At 66.0% G+C, this 15,981-nt stretch carries 10 protein-coding genes; 9 read left to right on the top strand and 1 reads right to left on the bottom strand.

What is annotated here, in order from left to right:
* Window positions 1-88 precede the first annotated feature (88 nt).
* The 3 genes from NX773_RS01490 (at window position 89) to NX773_RS01480 (ending at window position 5,841) form a co-directional block, all read left to right on the top strand.
* Complete coding sequence (locus NX773_RS01490) at window positions 89-1,840, top strand: ABC transporter ATP-binding protein (RefSeq protein WP_258854638.1); 1,752 nt, start codon at window positions 89-91, stop codon at window positions 1,838-1,840.
* Window positions 1,830-3,620, top strand: coding sequence for an ABC transporter ATP-binding protein (locus tag NX773_RS01485; protein WP_258854637.1), 1,791 nt, complete (start codon window positions 1,830-1,832; stop codon window positions 3,618-3,620). Before NX773_RS01490 ends, NX773_RS01485 begins: the two co-directional genes overlap by 11 nt.
* 208 nt (window positions 3,621-3,828) lie before the next feature.
* Window positions 3,829-5,841: a tetratricopeptide repeat-containing diguanylate cyclase gene (locus NX773_RS01480; RefSeq protein WP_258854636.1), complete on the top strand. Its 2,013-nt coding sequence runs from the start codon at window positions 3,829-3,831 to the stop codon at window positions 5,839-5,841.
* Between the two features lie 9 nt (window positions 5,842-5,850).
* Here NX773_RS01480 and NX773_RS01475 read toward each other — a convergent pair whose 3' ends face one another.
* The gene (locus NX773_RS01475; protein ID WP_258854635.1) at window positions 5,851-6,084 is read right to left on the bottom strand and encodes a hypothetical protein; all 234 of its coding nucleotides are present in this window, start codon (window positions 6,082-6,084) and stop codon (window positions 5,851-5,853) included.
* A 111-nt stretch (window positions 6,085-6,195) separates the two neighbouring features.
* On the opposite strand from NX773_RS01475, the gene NX773_RS01470 reads away from it, so the two are divergent.
* The 6 genes from NX773_RS01470 to NX773_RS01445 all read left to right on the top strand — a co-directional run bounded on the left by NX773_RS01470 (window position 6,196) and on the right by NX773_RS01445 (window position 15,894).
* On the top strand, window positions 6,196-7,251 hold the full coding sequence (locus NX773_RS01470; protein WP_258854634.1) for a 3-isopropylmalate dehydratase large subunit: 1,056 nt from the start codon (window positions 6,196-6,198) through the stop codon (window positions 7,249-7,251).
* 355 nt (window positions 7,252-7,606) lie between these two features.
* Window positions 7,607-9,991 carry a M1 family metallopeptidase gene (locus NX773_RS01465; RefSeq protein ID WP_258855821.1) on the top strand — a complete coding sequence of 795 codons (2,385 nt, stop codon included), beginning with the start codon at window positions 7,607-7,609 and terminating at the stop codon, window positions 9,989-9,991.
* A gap of 162 nt (window positions 9,992-10,153) precedes the next feature.
* Window positions 10,154-12,523, top strand: coding sequence for a M1 family metallopeptidase (locus NX773_RS01460; RefSeq protein WP_258854633.1), 2,370 nt, complete (start codon window positions 10,154-10,156; stop codon window positions 12,521-12,523).
* Complete coding sequence (locus NX773_RS01455; RefSeq protein WP_258854632.1) at window positions 12,520-13,056, top strand: DUF6702 family protein; 537 nt, start codon at window positions 12,520-12,522, stop codon at window positions 13,054-13,056. Before NX773_RS01460 ends, NX773_RS01455 begins: the two co-directional genes overlap by 4 nt.
* Before the next feature lie 13 nt (window positions 13,057-13,069).
* The gene (locus NX773_RS01450; protein ID WP_258854631.1) at window positions 13,070-15,115 is read left to right on the top strand and encodes a TonB-dependent receptor; all 2,046 of its coding nucleotides are present in this window, start codon (window positions 13,070-13,072) and stop codon (window positions 15,113-15,115) included.
* A 41-nt stretch (window positions 15,116-15,156) separates the two neighbouring features.
* Window positions 15,157-15,894 (top strand): 2OG-Fe dioxygenase family protein, encoded by a 738-nt coding sequence (locus NX773_RS01445; RefSeq protein ID WP_258854630.1) that lies wholly within the window; start codon window positions 15,157-15,159, stop codon window positions 15,892-15,894.
* The last annotated feature ends 87 nt before the right edge of the window (window positions 15,895-15,981 follow it).

Raw genomic sequence — 15,981 nt, 5'->3', positions numbered from 1 at the left:
GCGGCCTGCGCGGCCGGTGCAAAGATAGTAAATTAGCGGGCTTCGGCCCGCTTTCTATTTTGGGCCACCCGGACAAGGACAACGATTAATGAGTCTCGCACAGCTGGTCGGCGGCTTCGTACGCCGGCACTGGCAAAGTTATGTTTCGTCCGCGGTGATGCTGGTCGCCGTGGCAGTGTGCACCGCCTGGATTCCGCGCAAGGTCGGGTTGATGATCGACGGCCTGGCGGCGCAGCGCATGTCACGCCACGACCTGCTGATCCAGCTCGCCGAGCTGCTTGCGCTGGGCGTGGCCATCTACGTGCTGCGGGTGGGCTGGCGCACGCGCCTGTATTCGGCGGCCTACCAGCTGGGCGTGGAGCTGCGCACCAGGCTATATGAACGGCTGGCCGCGCAGGCGCCGTCGTTCTACCAGCGCCAGCGCACCGGCGACCTGATGGCGCTGGCCACCAACGACATCGACTCGATCGAGCAGGCGGCCGGGGAAGCGATGCTGGCCGGTTTCGACGGCACGCTCACGCTGGTGACTGTGCTGGGCATCATGGCGCTGGGCGTGGACTGGCGCCTCACGCTGGTGGCGCTGATTCCCTTCCCGTTCATGGCGCTCGCGTTCTGGCGCATCACGGGGCGCATCTACGTGGTCTCGGACGATGCGCTCAAGCGCTTTGCGCACATGAACGACCACGTGCAGGAAAGCCTTGCCGGCGTGCGCAACCTGCGCGCGCTGGGGCTGGAGCAGCGCAGCGCGCGCCAGTTCGCCGAACTGGCCGGCCGCGCGGCCCAGGCCAGCCTGGACAACCAGAAGTGGGAGGCGGCCTACGAGCCCGCAGTGGGCCTGACCCTGGGCGCGGCCAGCGCGCTCACGCTGGGTGTGGGCGGCTACCTGGTATGGAACAACCAGCTCACCATCGGCGCGCTGACCAGCTTCACGATGTACCTCGGACAGCTGATCTGGCCGATGTTCGCGGCAGGCTGGGTCCTGTCGTTGGTGGCGCAGGGCCGGGCCGGACTCGCGCGGCTGCAGCCGATGCTCGACGCGCCGCTGGCCGTGGCCGACGACGGCACGGCCACCCGGGTCGAGCGCGGCACGCTGGCGCTGCGCGGCGTGCGCTTTGCCTACCACGAGGGCGACAAGCCGGCGCTGGACAACGTGTCGCTGGCGCTGGAGCCGGGCATGACGCTGGGCCTGGTCGGCCCGACCGGCTCCGGCAAGTCCACCCTGCTGCGGGTGCTGCTGCGTCAGGCCGAGCCGCAGGCGGGCACGGTCACCTGGGGCGGCCGCGCGCTGGCCGGCTATCGCCTGTCCGCATTGCGCGCGGCGATCGCCTGGGTGCCGCAGGAGTCGTTCCTGTTCTCGGCCAGCATCGCCGAGAACATCGCGTTGGCCCGGCCGGGCGCATCGCGCGCCGAGATCGAACATGCGGCCGACATGGCCGCGATCCACGACGACATCCTGCGCTTCCCGCAGGGCTACGATACGCCGGTGGGCGAGAAAGGGATCACGCTCTCGGGCGGCCAGCGCCAGCGCGTGGCGATCGCGCGCGCGCTGCTGGCCGACAGTTCGCTCCTGCTGCTGGACGACGCGCTGTCGGCCGTGGACACCGGGACCGAAACGCGCATCCTCGAACACCTGGCCGAAGTACGGCGCACCCGCCCCGAGCTGGCCGCGATCATCGCCAGCCACCGCCTGTCGGGTGTGGTCAATGCCGACTTCATCGTGGTGCTGAAGGACGGGCGCATCGCCGAATCGGGCACCCACGACGAACTGCTCGCGCAAGACGGCTGGTACGCCAGCCAGTGGCGCTACCAACAACTGGAGGCCAGCCTGGATGCAACCTGAAACTTCCCGCACCGATATCCGCAACCAGGCCCGGCAAGCCTTTGGCCTGCTGCGCCGCGCCGCCCACCCCGACCGCAAGCACCTGGCCTGGGCGATCCTGTGGCTGGTGGTGGCGGCCGGGCTCGAGGTGCTTGGCCCGCTGCTGGGCAAAAAGCTGATCGACGAGCACCTGCTGCCGCACCGCGCCGACTGGCCGCGCATGGCCATGCTGCTGGCGGGCGTGCTGGTCTTCAGCTGGAGCGCTTCATGGCTGCGCTACCTGCAGCTGGTGCGCCTGTCGGGACTGGCAATGCGCTCGGTCCAGCGCCTGCGCGAATGGGTGTTCGGCCACGTGCTGCGCCTGCCGATGGCGTTCTTCGACCACGCCATCACCGGCCAGCTGGTCAGCCGCGTCACCAACGACACCGAGGCCGTCAAGCGGCTGTACATCCAGGCGCTGTTCGTGATCCTGGACAGCGGCATCGTTGTGCTCGGCACCACCGCCGCCATGGCCTGGCTCGACTGGCGCCTGATGCTGATCGTGCTCGCGCTGGTGCCGGCGGTGCTGTTCATCGTGTGGTTGTACCAGCGCCTGTCCGCGCCCGCGGTGACGCGCGCGCGCGCCCTGCGCAGCGACATCAACGGCCAGATGGCAGAGTCGATCGGCGGCATGAGCGTGCTCCAGGCGAACAATGCCGCGCAGCGTTTCGGACAGCGTTTTGCCGACACCAATGCCGCCCACTACAAGGCCCGGGTGGCCGAGCTGCGCGCCAACGCGCTACTGCTGCGCCCCGCGCTCGACCTGCTCAACGTGATACTGCTGGCGGTGGTGATCTACAGCTTCGGCCAGCGCGCCATGAGCTCGGTCGAAGTCGGCGTGCTGTACGCGTTCATCAGCTACATCACCCGCGTGGTGGAGCCGCTGATCCAGATTACGATGCAGTTCAGCAGCCTGCAGCAGGCCATCGTGGCCGCGTCGCGCGTGAACGCCCTGCTGGCCGAACCCGAGGCGACCGAGCACAGCGCCGGGCGCGCGGCCGGCGCACCGCAGCGCGTGGCAAGGCAAGACGCCCCGGCGGTACGCGTGCGCGGCCTGAACTTTGCCTATGTGCCGGGGCAGCCGGTGCTGCACGACCTGTCGCTGGAGATCGCGCAAGGCGCCTTTGTTGGCGTCGTCGGCCATACCGGCAGCGGCAAATCGACGCTGCTGTCGCTGCTGCTGCGCTACTACACCCCGGCCAGCGGCAGCATCGAGATCTGCGGCGAGCCGCTGGCCGCCATCAGCAACGAGCGCTTTCGCGCCGAGGTCGGGCTGGTGCCGCAGGACCCGTTCCTGCTGGCTGCCTCTGCCCGCGAGAACATCGACATGGGCCGCGGCCTGCCGCAGGAACGCATCGAGGAAGCGGCGCGCGCCGCGCACGCCCACGACTTCATCGCCGCGCTCGAACAGGGCTACGACACGCCGCTGGGCGAAAGCGGCTCGCGCCTGTCCACCGGCCAGAAGCAGCTGGTGGCGATCGCCCGCGCGCTGGCCGGCAGCCCGCGCATCCTGCTGCTGGACGAAGCCACCTCGCACATCGACAGCCAGACCGAGCAGGTCGTGCAGGAGGCGCTGGACGAACTGCGCGGGCGGGTCACGGTGATCGCGATTGCGCACCGGCTGTCCACGATCCGCAGCGCCGACCGCATCATCGTCCTCAACCACGGCCGCATCGCCGAAAGCGGCGCCCACGAGGAGCTGATGCGCATCGACGGCGGGCTGTACCAGCGGCTGTACCAGCTCCAGCAGCTCGCTGCCTGAGCCGGTTCCGGGACGTCGTGTTGTGACTACAAACTTTGTATTTTTTTGTATTTACACACAAAAATATGAATTTCCTCTCTGCAACGATTATATAATTTGAGCAGGTGCCCTCGCGACCGGGGCCACCGGTCACGTTCTCGAGGGAGTTATGCCGGCAGCTTCGACAACCCGACGGTCCCGCCGCCACAGCACCAGCCTGGTCGCCTCCTTGTGGCTCGTCGCGGCGATTGCCAGCGCCCAGCCATCCGTGCCGCTGGCGGATCGGCTTGCCGAGATTGGCGAACTGAACCAATACGTGCCCGAACGGGCGCTGCCCATGCTGCAGGCGCTGGAGCAGGAAACGCAGGCCGCCGGCGGGGCCGACCGCGCCGAGTTTCTGTCGCAGCTGTGCATCGCCTACCGCAAGCTGGGCAACTTCGACCGCGCCAACCGTTCCTGCGACGAGCTCATTGCCTTCGGCCGCTCGCAGCGCGATGACGTGGCGCTGGCCAAGGGCCTGCTCGACAAGGGCGACATCGCCTTCATCCGCGGCGAACTGCCCGAGTCGCACAAGCTGATCTGGGAAGGCGAACGGATCGCCGCCCGCAGCAACAACCCGGAACTGCGCATCAAGGCGCTGCTCACCTCAGGCGATGCGTTCGCCGAAGAGGGCAACTTCCCGCTCGCGCTCGAGCACAAGCAGACGGCGGCCTCGATCGCGCGCAGCTCCGGCAACCAGGCCATGCTGGCGCGGGCGCTGAACCAGCTGGTGGAGCTGTACATCGACCTGCACGAATACGACAAGGGCTTCGCCGCGCTGGAGGAAGCCTATGACGCGGCGGAGCAGACCCACTCGGTCGGGCGCATCGCGCTGCTCAAGCGCAGCGAATACGCACTGGCGCGCGACAGCGGCCAGCTCAAGCGCGCGCGCGAGGCGCTCCTGGCCTCGCTGACCGGGCTGCGCAAGCTCGGCGCCAAGGCGCTGATCGCCGGCACGCTCGGCAACCTGGCCGACAGCTACCTCAAGCTCAAGGATTACGACAACGCGGCCCTGTACGCCGCCAAGGCCCTGGAGGCCGGCCGCGCGCTGAACAATACGTGGATCACGGCGGTCGCGCACATCAACATGGGCGAGGCCCAGATCGGCAAGGGCCGCATTGGCGAAGGCAAGCGCATTGCCGAAGAGGGCCTGGCGATGATCGAAAAGGCCGGCGACAAGCCGTCCCTGCAGATGGCGCTCCTGGAGTATGGGCAGACGCTCGAGTCGGCGGGCGACATGGCGGGGGCGATCAAGGCCTACCACCGCGAACGCGACCTGTCCAACGAGCTGTTCGAGAAGCGGCGCCAGAAGCAGATGTTCGAGCTGCAGGCCAAGTACGACACCGACAAGAAGCAGCAACAGATCGAGCTCCTCAAGCGCGAGAACCAGGTCAAGTCGGCGGAGCTCGACAACCGGCGGCTGCAGCAGCGCGTGTGGTGGCTGCTCGCGCTGGTGTTCGCGCTGTCCTCGGTCATCGTCGGCATCCTGTACCGCAAGGTGCGCAGCGCCAACGCCAAGCTCGAGGAAAAGAACCTCGAGCTGAAGCAGCAGAGCGTGCGCGACCCGCTCACCGGCCTGTACAACCGGCGCCACTTCCAGGAATACATGCGCAACTACCAGCCGCTCGAAAAGCGCGGCGTCGGCACCTCGGGCGAGGAACTGGTGGGCGCGCTGTTCCTGCTCGACGTGGACCAGTTCAAGCACATCAACGACAGCTGCGGCCATGCCGCGGGCGACTCGGTCCTGCGCGCGATCGCCGACTGCCTGCGCGAGATCCTGCGCGAAACCGACATGATCGTGCGCTGGGGCGGCGAGGAATTCCTGGCCTTCCTGCCGGCGATTCCGCGCAGCGGGCTCGATGAGGTGGCGCGCAGGCTGCTGGCCGGGATCTCGTCAAACAACATCGAGCACCAGGGCAAGCCACTGTCGGCCAACGTATCGATCGGTTTTGCGCCGTTCCCGCTGGCGCCGATGGGCGAACCGTTGTCGTGGGAGCGTGCCGTCAACCTGGTGGACATGGCGCTCTACCTGGCCAAGGCGCACGGCCGCAACCGCGCTTACGGCGTGCGTGGCTTCAGCAACTTCGAGCAGACGTCGATCGAGGAAGTCGAGCAGGACCTGGAGCGGGCATGGCGCTCCGAATTCGTGGACCTGTCGATCGTGCTGGGCGGCGAGTGGCCCGAGCTGCGCGCGGCCGGCTGACGTCGCCCGCTACTTCGCCTCGTCCCCGGTCGCCTCCTTCAGTTTGTCCCTTGCCTCGTCCGCGGACTGAGTGATCGCCTGGGTCGCCTGGCTGGCCTGATCGATTGGCTTGTGCAGCGCCCGCGCCGCCTTCGCGCCGGCGTCGTCCGCGGTGTTGGCGGGCGGCTGCGCCGGCGCCGCGTCGTGACGGCTGCAGCCGGCGGCAAGCGCGCACAGAACCAATGCTCCGATCGTCGCTTTCATGTCCATCTCCCGTTTTTGGTGGCTTGTGCACACAAGGATACACCGGGCCGGGCACGGCGGCAGAAGCCCTTCCAGCGCCACGTATAATGGAGGGCCTATCAGGACGTCCGCATGAACACCGAGATCTCACCCGACCTGCCTGCCCACGCCATCGACGACGCCACAGCGCACGTGCGCGACATCGTGCGCATCGCCGTCGAGCACGGGCCGGGCCACGCCGCGCTGGTCGTCTTCGATACCCGCACTGGCCTTGCGCGCGCGCTGACCGAAGCCTACCGCCGCAACCTGCCCGGCGCCACCTTCCTCGACTTCGACACTACCGGCGCCGAAGAAGTGCTGGCCGCGTTCAAGCGCATGGCGCCCAGCGACCTGGTGGTGCTGGTCCAGTCCACCAATTTCAGGCTCGAGGCGTTCCGCATTCGCGTGGAGCTGTTCAAGCTGGGGCTGAAGGTGATCGAGCACGTGCACCTGTCACGCATGCCGGGAGCACAGGCCGAACACTACATCGAGGCGCTGGCCTACGACCCGGCGTACTTCCGCGGGGTGGGCAAGGCGCTCAAGGCGCGCATCGATGCGGCCACTTGCGGCCGTGTGGTCGGTGGCGATGCCGAGCTGGTGTTCGCCTCGCCCTTCGAGCCTGCCAAGCTGAACGTGGGCGACTACAGCGAGATGCACAATGTGGGCGGCCAGTTCCCGATCGGCGAAGTGTTCACCGAGGCGCGCGACCTGGAAGCGGTCAGCGGCACGGTGCTCGTGCACGTGTTCGGCGACACCTCGTACCGCTCGAACCGGCCGGACAAGCCGGTCACGATGGTGGTCGAGCGCGGGCGCGTGGTTCAGGCGATCGACGCCACGCCGGAATTCCAGGAAGTGCTGGACATCATCCGCCGCGACGAGGGCGAGGTGTGGGTGCGCGAGCTGGGCTTCGGCCTGAACCGCGCCTTCACCCGCGAGCGGCGCGTGGACGACATCGGCACCTACGAGCGCATGTGCGGCATCCACCTGTCGCTGGGCGCCAAGCACGGCGTGTATCCCAAGCCCGGCTTCAAGCGCAAGGACGCGCGCTACCATATCGACGTGTTCGCGGTGACGGACGCGGTGTATCTGGGCGAGGAGCGCGTGTACGAGGACGGGGCGTGGACGGTGGACTCTCGAATGCAGCGGTAGATCCAGAAACCCGACAAATGCTTCCGCCACAACTTCATTTGCATCTACTCCTTCAGATTGACGTTCCCACAGTCTTGGCCATTGTCGGCTGAGATTCTTGTGGTGGGATTTCCATCAGTTCGGGCTTCAATGGCGCCTGATCCCGATCCTCGTGTGGGTCCCGATCAGGCCTCCTCGTAACCGCAAGTCACATAATTTTCTAACCAGAAAATTCATATCCTGTGTCAAATATGGAACATGGTGCGCCGCGCCATGCCCCATGTATCAGCTTTGTTACATTCTCAAGGACAATTGCCGAAAAGCTCAGCTTAGAATCATTTTTTCCTTTTTCTCCCACAAAGACAGGGTAAATATGATGCGTTTGCCGATCGGCTTAGCTGCGCTGTGCCTTTCCATGTCCGCGATTGCGGCCGACCCTCCGTCCAGCGGATTTGACGACAAGTTCCGCCAGCTCGACGAACTGCTCCCCACGCCGAACACGATCCGCACCGCTTCCGGCGCGCCGGGCCACGCCTACTGGCAGCAGCGCGCGGACTATTCGATTCGCGCATCGCTGGACGAGGCCAAGCGCGCAATCACCGGCGCCGAGACGATCACGTATCACAACAACTCGCCCGACACCCTGAACTACCTGTGGGTGCAGCTCGACCAGAACATCTACAAGCCGAACTCCGACTCGCGCACCACCGCCACCGTCGCCTCGAAGGACGCATGGGGCAAGCCGCGTGGTCCGGAAGACGGCGTGAAGTTCGATTCGATGCGCTCGATGCTGGAAGCGCGCTTGTTCGACGGCGGCTTCAACATCAAGAGCGTCAAGGACGCCAGCGGCCGACCGCTCCACTACGTCATCAACCGCACCATGATGCGCATCGACCTGCCGCAGCCGGTCAAGCCGGGCGCCAAGGTCGCGTTCTCGATCGAGTGGAGCTACAACATCAACGAGCAGAAGGTGCTCGGCGGCCGCTCGGGCTACGAGAAGTTCGACGACAAGAACGACCTGTTCGAAGTCGCCCAGTGGTTCCCGCGCATGGCGGCCTATTACGACGTGATGGGCTGGCAGCACAAGCAGTTCCTGGGCACCGGCGAATTCACGCTGGAGTTCGGCGACTACGACGTCGAGGTGACCGTCCCGGCCGACCACATCGTCGCTTCGACCGGCGAGCTGCAGAATCCGGACGCGGTCCTGTCCACCGCCCAGCGCGAGCGCCTGGCGCAGGCGCGCACGGCGAAAAAGCCGGTCGTCATCGTGACCCAGGCCGAAGCCGAGGCAAAAGAGAAGGCCCGCGCAGCGGGCACCAAGACCTGGCGCTTCAAGGCCAAAAACGTGCGCGACTTCGCATGGGCGTCGAGCCGCAAGTTCATCTGGGACGCGCAGGGCTTCAAGAAGGATGGCACCAACGTGCTGGCCATGTCGTTCTATCCGAAGGAGGGCAACCCGCTGTGGGGCCAGTACTCGACGGCTGCGATCATCCACACCATCAACGAGTACAACAAGTATTCGTTCGACTACCCGTACCCGATCGCCATTTCGGTGAACGGCCCGGTGGGCGGCATGGAATACCCGATGATCTCGTTTAACGGCCCGCGCCCGACCAAGGACAAGAAGACCGGCGAGATCACCTACTCCAAGCGCACCAAGTACGGCCTGATCGGCGTGATCATCCACGAGGTGGGCCACAACTACTTCCCGATGATCGTCAATTCGGACGAACGCCAGTGGACCTGGATGGACGAGGGCCTGAACAGCTTCGTGCAATACCTGGCCGAGCAGGCCTGGGAAGAGAACTATCCAATCTCGCGCGGCGAACCGCGCCAGATCGTGGACTACATGAAGAGCGCCGGCCAGCAGCCGATCATGACCAACTCCGAGTCGATCTCGGCGCTGGGCCCGAACGCCTACGCCAAGCCGACCGCGGCCCTGATCGTGCTGCGCGAGACCGTGCTTGGCCGCGAGTTGTTCGATTTCGCCTTCCGCGAATACGCGCAACGCTGGAAGTTCAAGCGCCCGACCCCGGCTGACTTCTTCCGCACCATGGAAGACGCCTCGGGCACGGACCTCGACTGGTTCTGGCGCGGCTGGTTCTACACCACCGACCATGTGGACGTCAGCGTGGACGGCATCAGCGAATATCAGATCAGCAGCAAGGATCCGGAAATCGAGAAGAAGTGGAAGAAGGCGCAGCACGACCAGGAGCCAATCTCGATCACCGACCAGCGCAACAAGGGCACGCTGCCCCGCTACGTGGACGTCAAGCCCGAGCTGAAGGACTTCTACAACGAGCATGACGACTTCACCGTCACCAACCACGACCGCAACAAGTACGCCGAAGCCATGGCGGGCCTGGAGGACTGGGAAAAGGCGCTGCTCAAGGAAGGCAAGCACATGTACCTGGTGGACTTCACCAACGTGGGCGGCCTCGTGAGCCCGCTGGTGCTGGAGATCACGCTTGCCAGCGGCAAGAAGTATGTGGAGCGTGTGCCGGCTGAAGTCTGGCGCCACAACCCGAAGAAGATCACCAAGCTGGTCATCACCGACGAGCCGATGGTGAGCCTGACCCAGGACCCGTACTGGGAGACCGCCGACACCGACGTGAGCAACAACGCGTGGCCGCGCAAGGTGATGCCATCGCGCCTGGAGCTGTTCAAGTCGCAGCAGCGCGGCATGGGCGAGGACATGATGAAGGACTTCAACGAAAAGCTGAAGCCTGCCAAGGCCGACGACGCCAAGAAGGCCGACTGATTGGTAGGGTGGACGGGTCTCCCGCCCACGCGTTCAAATCACGCAAGAATATCGTGCCGCGGCTTGCTCACGCCGCTTGAACGCGTGGGCGGAGGATCCGCACCCGAGTAACACCGGCAGCTTTCGCACAGCTGCCGTTTTTCCATCTACAGAACCCAGACCATGAAACGCCTGCACGCCAGCTTCGCCGCCCTGTCCCTGCTCGCCTCGTTCGCCGCATCGGCCCAGCAGTTCGACGACAAGTTCCGACAGCTCGACGAACTGCTGCCCACGCCCACCGATACCCGCACCGCCTCGGGCGCACCCGGCCACGCATATTGGCAGCAGCGCGCCGACTACACCATTCGCGCAACGCTCGACGAGGCAAAGCGCGCAATCAGCGGCACCGAGACGATCACCTACCACAACAACTCGCCGGACACGCTCTCTTACCTCTGGGTGCAGCTGGACCAGAACATGTTCGCGGCCGACTCGGACAACCGCACGATCATCAGCTACCCGTCGCGCGAGGCGTGGGCGACGGGTCGTACGGGCCAGGGCGGCCTGCAATTCGACGCGGCGCGCTTCATTTTTGCCAGCCGCGCCTTTGACGGCGGCTTCAAGATCGCGAGCGTGACCGACGCCGACGGCAAGCCGCTGCGCTACGTGATCAACAAGACCATGATGCGCATCGACCTGCCGCAGCCGATGAAGCCGGGCGCGCGCTACGCGTTCAAGATGGCGTGGAGCTTCAACGTACCCGAGAACATCGTGCTGGGCCGCCGCATGGGCTTCGAGCGCTTTGACAAGGAAGACAAGAACGACCTGTTCGAGATCGCGCAGTGGTATCCGCGCATGGCGGCGTACTACGACGCACACGGTTGGCAGAACAAGCAGTACCTGGGCGACGGCGAGTTCACGCTTGAATTCGGTGACTACGACGTGGAACTGACCGTCCCTTCCGACCACATCGTCGCCGCCACCGGCGTGCTGCAGAACCCGCAAGATGTGCTCAGCGCCGTGCAGCGCAAGCGCCTGGAGCAGGCGCGCACCGCCACCAAACCGGTGGTGATCGTGTCGCAAGCCGAGGCCGAGGCGGCCGAAAAGGCGCGCGCCACCACGACCAGGACCTGGCGCTTCAAGGCGGCCAACGTGCGCGACTTTGCCTTCGCAACGAGCCGCAAGTTCATCTGGGATGCGCAGGGCTTCAAGAGCGGCGGCACCGACGTGATGGCGATGTCGTTCTATCCGAAGGAAGCCAATCCGCTGTGGGAGAAGTATTCGACGCCGGCGATCATCCACACCATCGACAGCTACAGCAAGTACACCTTCGACTATCCCTACCCTGTGGCGATCTCGGTCAACGGGCCGGTGGGCGGCATGGAGTACCCGATGATCTCGTTTAACGGCGGGCGCCCGACCAAGGACAAGAAGACCGGACAGCTGACGTATTCGAAGCGCACCAAGTACGGCCTGATCAGCGTGATCATCCACGAGGTCGGCCACAACTACTTCCCGATGATCGTCAATTCGGACGAGCGCCAGTGGACCTGGATGGACGAGGGCATCAACACCTTCATGCAGTTCCTGGCCGAGCAGGCCTGGGAAGAGAACTATCCGTCCAGCCGCGGCGAAGCGCGCGCGATCGTGGACTACATGAAGAGCCGCGGACAGACCCCGATCATGACCAACTCCGAATCCGTGCTCTCGCGCGGGAACAATGCCTACGCCAAACCGGCCACGGCGCTGAACGTGCTGCGCGAGACGGTGCTCGGCCGCGAGCTGTTCGACTTTGCCTTCCGCGAGTACGCGCAGCGCTGGAAATTCAAGCGCCCCACCCCTGCCGATTTCTTCCGCACCATGGAGGATGCCTCGGGCACGGACCTCGACTGGTTCTGGCGCGGCTGGTTCTACGGCACCCAGCCCGTTGACGTGAGCGTGGATGGGATCACCGAGTACCAGATCAGTTCCAAGGATCCGGAAATCGAGAAGAAGTGGAAGAAGGCGCAGCGCGACCAGGAACCGATCTCGATCACCGACCAGCGCAACAAGGGCACGCTGCCGCGCTACGTGGACGACAAGCCAGGGCTGAAGGACTTCTACAACGAGCACGACGACTTTACCGTGACCAACCACGACCGCAACAAGTACAATGAAACGGTGGCGGGGCTGGAAGACTGGGAGAAGGCGCTGCTCAAGGAAGGCAAGCACCTGTACCTGGTCGATTTCACCAACGTCGGCGGGCTGGTGACGCCGCTGGTGCTCGAGATCACGCTCGCCAGCGGCAAGAAGTACATCGAGCGCGTGCCAGCCGAAGTCTGGCGCCACAATCCGAAGAAGATCACCAAACTGGTCATCACCGACGAGCCGATGGTGGGGCTGACCCAGGACCCGTATCTGGAGACAGCCGACGTCGACACCAGCAACAATGCATGGCCGCGCAAGCTGATGCCCTCGCGGCTGGAGCTGTTCAAGGCCAAGCGCGAGCAGGACGACATGATGAAGGACTTTAACGAGCCGCTGAAGAACCCCGGCGACAAGGCAGTGGAATGAACAATCGACCGTCGCCCCGGCGCAAGCCGGGACCCATGCTGAGCCTGACGACACGCAGCGTCGCCGGCATTGCCGGCAGCCTGGCCATCGCATTCGCGGCCCACGCCCACAACTTCCACGCCGGGATCACCGACATCAGCTTCAACGCGCGCACCGGCAGCACCGAGGTGGTGCACACCTACATGGCGCACGATGTGGAGGCGCTGCTGGCCAACATGTACCAGCGCCAGTTCGACCTGTCGCAGCCGGATGACCAGGAAGTGCTGCGCAAGTACATCGAGCGCCAGTTCTGGCTGCAGGGCCAGGACCAGCGCAGGCTTGCGCTGCGCTGGGTCGGCGTGACGGCTGACGCGCAGAGCGTGATGATCTACCAGGAAGCCGAGCAGACGCCGCTATCGAAAGCCGCGCTGGTGCACGACGAGGTGATGACCGACTTCCTGCCGGACCAGGTCAACACGGTCAACATCAACGAGAATGGCAGCGTGCGCACGCTGAACTTCGACAGCAAGACCGCCGACCGGCCGTTGCGCTGACCGCCCGCCAGCGATGCCGCAGCTTCACTCCCTGCCCTTTGTGCTGGCCGCGCTGCTCGTGCATGCGGCCTGCCACGCGGACGACTTCTTGATCCAGCGCGTGCTGGTCGAGGGTGCCCGCGCGAGCCAGCTGGGCGTCCTCGATGCCGCCAGCAGCGGCAGCATTGGCGCCAGGGAGCTCGAGCAGCGCGTCGCCTACCGCCCCGGGGAACTGCTGGAGGCGGCGCCGGGCCTGATGGTGAGCCAGCACAGCGGCGAAGGCAAGGCCAACCAGTTCTACCTGCGCGGCTTTAACCTCGACCACGGCACCGACCTGGCGACCTGGGTCGATGGCATGCCGGTCAATCAGCGCAGCCACGCGCACGGCCAGGGCTGGACCGACCTGAATTTCCTGATCCCCGAGATCACCACGCGCCTGGATTACGCCAAGGGGCCTTACTCGGCGCGGCAGGGCGATTTCGCTTCCGCCGGCAGCGCCTCGATCACCTACGCCAACCGGCTGATGCAGGACGTGGCGACCGTGACGCTGGGCCAGGACGGCTTCGTGCGCACCGCGCTGGCCGGTTCGCCGCAGCTGGCCGGCGGCAGCCTGCTGTACGCGCTGGAACTGCTGCACAACGACGGCCCGTTCGCACACCCGGACGACTACCGCAAGGCCAATGGCGTGCTGCGCTACAGCCGCGGCTACGCCAACAACGGCTGGAGCGTGACGGCCATGGCCTACCACGGCAGCTGGAACGCCACCGACCAGGTTCCGCAGCGCGCGGTGGACGCGGGAGCGCTCGGCCGCTTCGATGCGCTCGACCCCACCGACGGCGGCGCGGCCCGGCGCGTGAGCCTGTCCGGCATCTGGCGCCGCACTGCCGCCGATAGCGCATCGAGAGTGAGCGCTTACCTGATCCGCAACCAGCTCGATCTGTACTCGAACTTCACCTACTTTTTGAGCGATCCCGTGAACGGTGACCAGTTCAGCCAGCCGGACCGGCGCGTGACCAGCGGCGCCGATGCCCAGCACACCTGGCACGTGCATCGAGGCGACGCCAGCAGCTCCAGCCTGACGATGGGGCTGCAGGCGCAGAACGACAACATCTTCAACGGCTTGTACAGCACCCGGGCGCGCCAGCGTCTGTCCAGCACCCGCGAAGACCACGTGGTCGAGGGCAGCCTTGGCCTGTACGTCGAGAGCGCAACGCGGTGGAACGAACGCTGGCGCACCACGCTTGGCCTGCGCGCGGACGCATACCGTTTCGACGTGCGCAGCAGCCTGGCACAAAACTCGGGGCGCGCCAGCGCGCGTCTTGCCAGTCCGTCGCTCTCCATCGCGTACGCGCCGTGGAACTCGACCGAGTTCTATGCCAACATCGGCAACGGCTTTCACAGCAACGACGCGCGCGGCACGGTGGCCTCCATGGATCCGAAGACCATGGAAGCAGTCGGCCGCGCGCCCGGCCTGGTGCGCTCGCACGGCGCCGAGCTGGGCCTGCGCACCGAAGCGGTTCCCAAAATGCAGACCACACTGTCGCTGTACCGGCTCGACTTCGATTCCGAGCTCACCTTCGTCGGGGACGAGGGGTCGACCGAGGCGGGGCGACCGAGCCGGCGGGTCGGCATCGAGTTTTCGAACTACTACAAGCCGCTCAAGTGGCTGTCGCTCGACCTGGACGCGGCCTTTGCCCATGCACGCTCGCGCGGCTACGACCCGGCCGGCAGCCATCTTCCGGGCGCGGTCGAAGGCGTCGGCCAGCTGGCGCTGACGGTGGACCGGCTCGGCCCGTGGTCGGGCGCCCTGCGGCTGCGCTACTTCGGGCCGCGCCCGCTGGTCGAGGACAACAGCGTGCGCTCACGCGCGAGCATGACGCTGGGCGCGCGCGTCGGCTACCGCATCGACAAGGCGACCCGTGTCGAGATCGAAGGCTTCAACCTCGCCAACCGGCGGGATTCGGCGGTCGAGTACTACTACGTCTCGCGCCTGCGCAGCGAAAGCGCCGCACGCGGCGACGTGCATTTCCACCCGATCGAGCCGCGTTCGCTGCGCATCACGCTGACCAGGAATTGGTAGGCCCCGAACGGCCTGGTTTGAAAAGTGCTACGCTATTTTGCATGAGCACTTCAGCACAACCGTTTACACCACTACCGCGCATCGCCGAGGCGCTGCGCACCCAGGGCTACGCGCTCGTCCGTCCGGAGGACGTGGCGGCGCTGGCCGGCTGCACAGTTGACGAACTGGACGCGCTGGCGCCGAGCTGGAACCGGCTCGCGCCGGACAAGTACCTGCGCGACGGCGGCCACTACCGGCAGCGGCGCCACTCCTGCTTCATAGAACGGCAGGGCGTGCTGGAGCAGGCGCCGCACCGGGCGCACTGGCAGCCGGTCGAGTACAACGCGCTGCACGGCGGGATGCACCGGCTGTTCGAGCCGGTGGAGCCGGCCACGGTCGCGCACAGCGCCTGGCAGCGCCTGCTGCGCGCGTTGGGCGAGGTCTGTTCGAGCGTGAAGGGGCGCCAGCCGTGGTTCATCGAGGCGCACCAGTTCCGCATCGATACCGCCGAAGGCATTGGCCGTCCCACGCCCGAAGGCGCGCACCGCGACGGCGTCGATTTCGTCGCGGTGATACTGGTCGAGCGCCACAACGTCAAGGGCGGCGAAACGCGCGTGTTCGAGGCCAACGGCCCGGACGGCAAGCGGTTTACGATGCTCGAGCCGTGGACCATGCTGCTGCTGGACGACGAAGCGGTGATCCACGAGTCCACGCCTATCCAGCCGACCGGCGACAATGGGCATCGCGATACGCTGGTGCTGACCTATCGGGCGGGCGCCTTCCAGGGCGACGACGCCTGACGACCACGCACCATCCTGGTGCGAACGTCGAACGCCCACCCTGCCCCACCAGGCAAAAAAAACGCCCGCGAGGCCTGGGAGGCGGCG

Source organism: Massilia solisilvae, from assembly GCF_024753215.1.
GTDB lineage: Bacteria > Pseudomonadota > Gammaproteobacteria > Burkholderiales > Burkholderiaceae_D > Telluria > Telluria solisilvae.
This window is presented reverse-complemented; position numbering and strand designations above follow the sequence as displayed.

Bases quoted from the DNA above. Each gene is read 5' to 3' on its own strand.
- NX773_RS01490 (WP_258854638.1), top strand. From the start codon at position 89: ATGAGTCTCGCACAGCTGGTCGGCGGCTTCGTACGCCGGCACTGGCAA.
- NX773_RS01445 (WP_258854630.1), top strand. From the start codon at position 15,157: ATGAGCACTTCAGCACAACCGTTTACACCACTACCGCGCATCGCCGAG.
- NX773_RS01455 (WP_258854632.1), top strand. From the start codon at position 12,520: ATGAACAATCGACCGTCGCCCCGGCGCAAGCCGGGACCCATGCTGAGC.
- NX773_RS01460 (WP_258854633.1), top strand. From the start codon at position 10,154: ATGAAACGCCTGCACGCCAGCTTCGCCGCCCTGTCCCTGCTCGCCTCG.
- NX773_RS01485 (WP_258854637.1), top strand. From the start codon at position 1,830: ATGCAACCTGAAACTTCCCGCACCGATATCCGCAACCAGGCCCGGCAA.
- NX773_RS01475 (WP_258854635.1), bottom strand. From the start codon at position 6,084: ATGAAAGCGACGATCGGAGCATTGGTTCTGTGCGCGCTTGCCGCCGGC.
- NX773_RS01470 (WP_258854634.1), top strand. From the start codon at position 6,196: ATGAACACCGAGATCTCACCCGACCTGCCTGCCCACGCCATCGACGAC.
- NX773_RS01450 (WP_258854631.1), top strand. From the start codon at position 13,070: ATGCCGCAGCTTCACTCCCTGCCCTTTGTGCTGGCCGCGCTGCTCGTG.
- NX773_RS01465 (WP_258855821.1), top strand. From the start codon at position 7,607: ATGCGTTTGCCGATCGGCTTAGCTGCGCTGTGCCTTTCCATGTCCGCG.